At 62.5% G+C, this 7,636-nt stretch carries 5 protein-coding genes; 2 read left to right on the top strand and 3 right to left on the bottom strand.

Features of this window, described 5'->3' with window-relative positions; all coding sequences use genetic code 11:
• Positions 1-299: 299 nt before the first annotated feature.
• Positions 300-1,790 (top strand): CYTH and CHAD domain-containing protein, encoded by a 1,491-nt coding sequence (locus JNK99_RS12895; protein ID WP_291853762.1) that lies wholly within the window; start codon positions 300-302, stop codon positions 1,788-1,790.
• A 143-nt stretch (positions 1,791-1,933) separates the two neighbouring features.
• Here JNK99_RS12895 and mgtE read toward each other — a convergent pair whose 3' ends face one another.
• Complete coding sequence (gene mgtE, locus JNK99_RS12890) at positions 1,934-3,322, bottom strand: magnesium transporter (RefSeq protein WP_291853760.1); 1,389 nt, start codon at positions 3,320-3,322, stop codon at positions 1,934-1,936.
• A 332-nt stretch (positions 3,323-3,654) separates the two neighbouring features.
• Between mgtE and JNK99_RS12885 the strand changes: the two genes are divergently transcribed.
• Positions 3,655-5,397, top strand: coding sequence for a SulP family inorganic anion transporter (locus tag JNK99_RS12885; protein ID WP_291853758.1), 1,743 nt, complete (start codon positions 3,655-3,657; stop codon positions 5,395-5,397).
• A gap of 67 nt (positions 5,398-5,464) precedes the next feature.
• Here JNK99_RS12885 and JNK99_RS12880 read toward each other — a convergent pair whose 3' ends face one another.
• A complete protein-coding gene (locus JNK99_RS12880; RefSeq protein WP_291853756.1) occupies positions 5,465-6,541 on the bottom strand; it encodes a 3-deoxy-7-phosphoheptulonate synthase in 1,077 nt (358 codons plus the stop codon).
• Positions 6,538-7,636, bottom strand: a 1,099-nt coding sequence (locus tag JNK99_RS12875) for a TRCF domain-containing protein (RefSeq protein ID WP_291853754.1), incomplete at its 5' end; no start/stop codon positions are given. The genes JNK99_RS12875 and JNK99_RS12880, both read right to left, overlap by 4 nt.

Genomic DNA, 7,636 nt, shown 5'->3' with positions numbered 1-7,636 from the left:
CCATTGGAGTGTCCGCAAAGCCTATCGCAGTGCCCTTTCCTGGTTCAAACGCGGCATCCGCCTTCTCTTGAGACGCGCTGCCAGCGCACTGCCTCTTCCCAAGTTCTTTCAGGGGGCCGAAACATGATAGGTGGTAAGCCTCGCCAGGTCGCAGGAACTCAAACCACATCGGACTGTGCTATCCTTCAAACTCCGGCTTGGTGCTCCAATACTTTGCTCATCAGTGCCGAGCCAGTCGGCATGCTGCCCGGGGTACCGACATGTTGCCCTGGCCCGGTCTTCTCCTGCCGGAGGTTTGGATGGCCACAGAAACCGAGATCAAGCTGTCCCTGTCGACACGTGCCGCCCTTCAGTTGGCGCAGCACCCGATGTTGGCCGGCGCCAGTCGAGGTCGACAACTGCTGATCAACACCTACTACGACACGCCGGACCGCCGCCTGCACCATGAGCGGATCGTTGTGCGCTACCGACAGAATGGTCGACAGTGGTTGCTTGGTGTCAAAACGGCGCCGGTGATCGCTGCCGGACTGGCGCAGCGAGGCGAGTGGGAAGTACCAGGTCAACCAGGGGAGTTCGGTTTTTCGCACGTCGATAGCAGGCCGCTCCGCGAACTGCTCGAATCGCTCCGGGATCAACTGCAGCCGGTGTTTTCCACACGCTTCCGGCGGGATTCGTGGTTGCTCGAGCCGCGTCCCGGGGTGCGCATCGAGCTGGCGCTCGATCGTGGCTGGATCGAGGCCGGGGAGCGGCGCGAGACCATTCGCGAGGTTGAACTGGAGCTATATGGTGGTGCGCTGACCGATCTGTTTGCCGTGGTGAAGGAACTGCAAGCCATCCTGCCTCTGCATCCGGAGGCCAGCAGCAAGTCGGAGCGCGCGTATCGTCTGCTCGATTCGCTTCCCTTGTCGGCAGTGAAGGCGTTGCCGGTCGCCACCGAAGGCGGCATGCCAAGCATCGCAGCCTTTCGCCTGATCGCCCTGTCGTGCATCGGTCACCTGCAAAACAACGAGCAAGGCGTGCGTAGCAGTGATGAGCCGGAGTTCGTTCACCAGGCGCGTGTCGCCATCCGCCGCCTGCGGTCGGCCATCCGCCTGTGGGAACCGCTGCTGCCCGAGTCCTTCGTTGCCCGCTTCGATCCCGCGTGGCAGGTCCTGGCGACCAAGCTTGGCGACAACCGCAACTGGGATGTCTTTCTGGCGGAGACCTTGCCCTCGCTCGGCCAGGCTTTTCCCGGCGGTGTCGAGATCGAGCGCCTCGGGCGTTACGCGCGAAAGCGTTGCACGGACAGCCGCCGGGCCAGCGGTAAGGCGCTCGCATCGGCCGATTACGCGCGCTTGTTGATCGATTTCACGGATGCACTGGTGACCTTGCCGGATGGGGCGGCGGCGGGACAGGGGCAGTTGGCAGATTTCGTCCCGCGTTGTCTCGGCAAGCGTGCCAAGCGCGTCACCGAGCGTGCTGCGGCTGCCCGGTCTGACGTCGCAGCGCGTCATCGCCTGCGCGTGGCGTTCAAACAACTGCGCTACGCACTTGAGTTCTTTTGCCCCATCCTGGACGGCCCACTGCTGACCGACTACCATCAGTCCGCCACCAGTTTGCAGGAGATGCTGGGTCGTCTGAATGACCTCGCAGTGGCCTCTCAACTGATTGCCGCCCCCTTGCGCGGCGGCAAGGGGGCGGCAATCCAGGACTGGCTGGCAGCACAGACCGAGTCGCTGCTGCCCGAGTTCGGTATCCTGCTTGCCGAATTCCAGCAGCGCCCGGTACCGTGGCGGAGCGTCGGCGCTTAGGTTTGTAGGCAGCCCCGCGTCAGGCCGCCTGGCCCGTTGTGTCACACCTGATGGGCTTGAGCATTCGACGCGCTTGCTCTGGAACTGGAGCATCCCGCACTCGCCGGCGGGGCGTGCCTTGTCCGGCGAGTTTGTGGGTGGGATCACAGTTTGTAGATCCAGCTCGCGATCACGAAGTAGTTGAGGACACCCAGAATGTCGATTGCGGTGGTGACAAAGGGCCCGGTAGCGACCGCCGGGTCTACCTTCAACCGCTGAAAGATCATGGGCAGCAGCACGGCGAGCAGGGCCGCGCCGGTCATGTTGCCGAGGATGGTCAGGCCAACCACCTCGCCAAGCTGGATGCTGCTGTGCATCACGTAGCCGTAGATGGCCAGGATGATGCCATAGAAACCGCCCAGGGCGAGACCGACGCGCAATTCCTTGAGCACCAGCGGTACCGTGTCCCGCACGTCGATCGCGCCAGTGGCCAGGCCGCGCACGGCGACGGTGGCGGACTGCACTCCAACGTTACCGGCCATTCCCATGACGACCGGCAGGAAGGCACTGAGGACCAGGACCTGGCCGAGGATCTCTTCGTATCGCCCGATCACCGCTGTCGCTGCCAGCCCGCCGATGAAGGCGGCCAGCAGCCAGGGCAGGCGGATGCTCGCGATCTTCAGGGCCGAATGAGTCAGCGTTTCCGACTCGCTGGTACCTGCCATTTTCAGCATGTCCCGCGTCGTCTCTTCTTCGAGGACGTCGATGACGTCGTCGACCGTGACCATGCCGACCAGCACATTCTCCTCGTCCACCACCGGCACGGCGAGCAGGTGGTACTTTTCGACCAGCATGGCGACCGTGGTCTGGTCGGCGTCGGTCGTCACTTTCATGACGCGTCGATTCATGACCTTGTGCAGCAGGGTGCCGGGTCGGGCGAGCAGCAACTGCCGGAGGGAAACCACGCCAACCAGCCGCCCTGCCTCATCGGTGAGATACAGATAAAAGACCATCTCGACGTCTTCGCGACTGCGGATGTTCTCGATCGCTTCTTCGACGGTCATCGTGTGCTGCAGCGAAAAAAAGTCGGTAGTCATGATGCCGCCGGCACTGCTCGGGTCGTACTTGAGCAGGCTTTCGACCTCGTCCTTGCTTTCGCGGTCGAGCAGGGCCATCAATTGCGCGCGCTGATCCTCTGGCAGATCGCCGATCAGGTCGGCAAGGTCGTCAGGCGCCAGGTGTTGCAGGACGCCAGCCAGTTTCTCGACCGGCGATTCGGTCATCACTTCCGTCCGCAAGCTGGGGGACAGCTGACTGAAGACTTCTGCCGCCATCTCCGTGTCGCTGATCGCGTAGAAGACATCCACCACGTGCGCCGGGGGCAATTCGTCGAGGATCGAGGCCATGTCGGCCGGGTGCAAGCGCGAGATCACCTTCTGCAGGGACGCCTTGGCGTTGCGGTGATAGAGCCGATCGATGGTCTCGACCAGCCGTTTCTTTCGGGTGTTGTAGGCGGCCGAGGCGACCGGCTTGGTTTCGACGTTGATGTGCATGAAAGTTATTCTCCCCAGGATGCAGCGTGTCCAATCCTCCAACGGCCCAGTTTACCGGGAGGTGCTGCGCCGGTCCATTGTTTTGGTGTGGATAACTCATTTTCTGTAGCCCATTTGTTGCCGGCGACCTCGGGAAAGTCATCGCGAGTCTGCTTTCTGGTCGATTTTGTCAATCTTTGTCGACCTTGCCCCAGGGATGCGAGTTTTGAAGACGACATCATGAAATGTCGCATGCGTCAGCTTCATTGACCCGCTGGCAGCAGACTACTTGCGGTAAGTCGGGCAGATGGGGTTATATTCCGATTCTGTCTCATGCACCAGGAGCTACGCTGATGAAATCCTTTGCGATTCTCGAACACCTGCAGTCCGCTCTTCCGTTGCTCGCGACTTTGAAAAATTACCGAGCGGCCTGGTTGAGCAGGGATGTGATCGCCGGCTTCTCGGCGTGCATCGTCTCGATTCCGTCCGTCATCGCTTATGCCGAACTGGTGCATCTGCCGCCCATCGCGGGTCTCTACGCGGCGCTCGCGGCGGCCATCGGCTACGCTTTGTTCTCCAGTTCGCGGCACGTCATCGCCGGGCCGGATGCTGCGATCGGTCTGCTGGCGGGGTCGGCGATCCTGCCGCTGTCGGCTGGAGATCCGGTGCGCATCGTGGTTCTGGCGGCTGTCCTCAGCATCCTGTCGGGTGCCGTGTTGATGCTCGCCGCCCGCCTGAAGCTTGGTGTCATCGCCGATCTGCTGTCGCGGCCGGTTCTCATCGGTTACCTCAACGGTGCCTCGCTGGTGCTGATTGCCACGCAACTGGGGAAGATGTTCGGCATCAAGACCGAGGGGGAGGAATTCTTCGAACTGGTCTTGACGGTGGTCGAGAAATTGCCACAGACTCATCTGGCGACCTTCGTCCTCGGCTTGCTGCTGGTGGCCCTGCTGGTCGGGCTGGCGCGCTGGCTACCCGGCATTCCCGGCGCACTGGCGGTTTGTGCGGTGGCAATTGGCGCGACCTTCGCCTTCGACCTCGGTGGTTACGGCATCGCGCTGGTCGGTCAAGTGCCCTCGGGTGTGCCCAGCCTGACGGTCCCGTCGTTCCGCTGGGCAGACATCGGGGCGCTGGCGCCGGCGGCGGTGGCCATCGCTTTCCTGGCGTTTTCGGATGGCATCCTGCTGGCGCAGACCTTCGCGGAAAAGAATGGCTACGAGGTACGCCCGAATCGCGAACTGGTCGCTCTCGGTTCGGCAAACATCCTGGCCGGGTTGTGGCAGGGTTTCCCGGTTTCGGCCAGTCAGTCCCGCACGTCCATCGTCGATTCGGCCGGTGGCATGACACAGGTCGCGCAACTGGTGCTGGCGGTCGGTCTGCTGGTGTTCCTCTTCTTTCTCACCGGCCTGATCGCCCTGTTGCCCAAGGTCGCCCTGGGTGCCATCCTGATCGTCACCGCCATCGGGATGCTCGAATTCGCGTCACTGGCGGGTCTCTACAAGATCGACCGTGTCGAGTTCGGCATCGCCATGGGCGTCACCCTGGCGATACTGGTTGCCGGCGTCGTTCCGGGGATCATTCTCGGCCTGCTCCTCTCGCTCATCTCGGTGCTGGTCGAGATCTCGCGTCCCGATGACGCAGTGCTTCGTCGTCGGCGCAGCGATGGCAAGTTTCACGATTGTCGCGACGAGGAAGGGGAGACGGATAGCGTGCCGGGTCTGCTGGTTTATCGACTTTACGCGCCGCTGGTCTTTGCCAATGCACGACATGTGGTGACACGCATCCGGACCCTGGTTGACGAGGCAGATCCACCCGTCAAGTGGCTGGTCATTGACGCACAGGCGATTCATGACATGGACGTAACGGCGGCGCAGCGTTTCGCCGAACTGCATCGCGAACTGGCGGATGACGGTATTGACGTGAAGATTGCCGACGCACCACGGCCGTTTCTCATCGAGCTGGCCAAGGTCGGCCTGTCCGAGGAAATCGGCGGGCGGGATTTCTTCGTTTCGGTCAAGAAGGCGGTCGAGGCCTTCGAGCAACAGGTGGCGTCACCGCTGCCGCGGCCGGGTCGGACGCGGCCCGCGGCGTCGTGAGCTGGTATGGTGGCATGGGCTACGCCGTCCCGGCAGCCCGAGCCTGGTGTGTCTGTCGCCGAGCGGCTTATCGCGGTTTCCGGTCGGGGAGGACGTCGCGCAGCAACCGCGCGGCATCGCGAATCATCTTTTCCGTGGTTTCCCAGTCGACGCAGGCGTCGGTGACCGAGCAGCCGTACTTGAGCTGTGTGAGGTCTTCCGGGATGGACTGATTGCCGGCGACGAGGTTCGACTCGATCATCGTTCCGACCAGAGAGCGGTTGCCGAGGCGGACCTGATTGACCACGTCGGCCATTACCAACGGTTGCCACTCGTGCTTCTTGTAACTGTTGGCGTGCGAGCAGTCGATCACGATGTTGCTCGGCAGCCCGGCCTTGCTCAGAGCCTGCTCGGCGATCTGCACACTGACCGTATCGTAGTTCGGTCGCCCATCGCCGCCGCGCAGGACCAGATGACCGTAACGGTTGCCACGCGTGCGTACGATGGCCGTCCGCCCCTGGCCGTTGATGCCCAGGAAACTGTGTGGGCGCGAGGCCGAGAGGATGGCGTTGACCGCGATGCCGACATCGCCGTTGGTGCCGTTCTTGAAGCCGACCGGGGTGGACAGGCCGGATGATATCTCGCGGTGCGTCTGCGATTCGGTGGTGCGGGCGCCGATTGCCGTCCATGAAATCAGATCACCGAGGTACTGCGGAGAGATCGGATCGAGCGCTTCGGTGCCGGCGGGCAGGCCGAGTTCGGCGAGCTGGAGCAGGAATTCGCGTGCCTTGGTCATCCCCTGGTCGACATGGAAGGAGTCATCCATGTCCGGGTCATTGATGTAGCCTTTCCAGCCGGTCGTTGTGCGCGGCTTCTCGAAATAGACGCGCATGACGAGATAAAGGGTCTCGCTCACCTCGTCGGCCAGCGCCTTGAGGCGGTGGGCGTAGTCGAGCCCGGCGACCGGGTCGTGGATCGAGCACGGGCCGACGACGACGAACAGGCGATGGTCGCTGCGGTCGAGAATGTTGCGCAAGACCTGGCGGCCGTGCATGACCAGTTTGGCGGCGCTTGATGAAAGGGGCAAACGGGCGAGGATTTCCTCCGGCGAGGGCATCGGGTCGAAAGCGCTGACGTTGATGTTGTCGATATCGAGGGTGGTCATGGTTTTGTCTGGCGAGTAAGTTGATGGATGATGTCCTGTACCGCCGCGACACGCTCGGCAAGTGTGGCGCACTGGCGTTTGAGGACCAGTTTGTCCTGTCCCGCCAGATGGTAGTTGCGGTCCTGCTGGATCAGATGGATGATCCGCAGCGGGTCGATCGGTGGCCGAGGTTCGAACTGTACGACGACCTGCGTGGCGTTGGCGTCGAGCTTGCTGATCCCCAGCGGCTTGCAGAGCAGTCGCAGCCGGTGACTCTCAAGCAGGGCACGGGCTTGTGGTGGCAAGTCGCCAAAGCGGTCGACCAGTTCCTCCTGCAGTTCGGCGAGCTGATCGCTGCGCAGGCAGTCGGCGAGGCGCTTGTACAAGGTCAGTCGCTCGTGCACGTCCGGGGTATAGTCGTCGGGGAGCAAGGCGGGGGTATGCAGCTTGATCTCGGTGGTGATCGCCAGCGGTTGCAGGAGGTCTGGTTCCTTGCCTTGCTTCAGGGCGGCGACGGCCCGGTTGAGCATCTCGGTGAACAGGTTGAAGCCGATTTCCTGCATCTCTCCGGACTGGCTGGCGCCGAGCACTTCGCCGGCACCGCGGATTTCGAGGTCGTGCATCGCCAAGTAGAAGCCGGCGCCGAGTTCGTCCATCATCTGAATGGCCTCAAGCCGCTGTCTGGCCTGCTTGTTGAGCGCCGCGTCGTCATGGGTCAGCAGATAGGCGTAAGCCTGGTGGTGTGAGCGCCCGACGCGGCCGCGCAACTGGTGTAACTGGGCCAGGCCGAATTTTTCGGCACGGTTGATGACGATGGTGTTGGCGTGCGAGTTGTCGATGCCGGTTTCGATGATCGTCGTGCACAGCAGCAGGTTGGCTCTCTGCTGCGTGAAGTCGCGCATGACCCGTTCCAGGTCGCGTTCCTTCATCTGCCCATGGCCGACAACGATGCGTGCTTCGGGCAACAGCTTGCCGAGTCTGTCACGCATGTTCTCGATCGTGTCGACCTCGTTGTGCAGGAAGTACACTTGACCACCGCGCTTGAATTCACGCAATAGCGCCTCGCGGATGATGCCGTCGGAGAAGCGACTGACGAAGGTCTTGATGGCCAGCCGT

Origin of the sequence: Accumulibacter sp. (assembly GCF_016789985.1) — a bacterium.
Taxonomy (GTDB): domain Bacteria; phylum Pseudomonadota; class Gammaproteobacteria; order Burkholderiales; family Rhodocyclaceae; genus Accumulibacter.
This window is presented reverse-complemented; position numbering and strand designations above follow the sequence as displayed.

Coding starts and splice junctions, on each gene's coding strand:
- JNK99_RS12880 (WP_291853756.1), bottom strand. CDS start 6,541: ATGACCACCCTCGATATCGACAACATCAACGTCAGCGCTTTCGACCCG.
- JNK99_RS12885 (WP_291853758.1), top strand. CDS start 3,655: ATGAAATCCTTTGCGATTCTCGAACACCTGCAGTCCGCTCTTCCGTTG.
- JNK99_RS12895 (WP_291853762.1), top strand. CDS start 300: ATGGCCACAGAAACCGAGATCAAGCTGTCCCTGTCGACACGTGCCGCC.
- mgtE (WP_291853760.1), bottom strand. CDS start 3,322: ATGCACATCAACGTCGAAACCAAGCCGGTCGCCTCGGCCGCCTACAAC.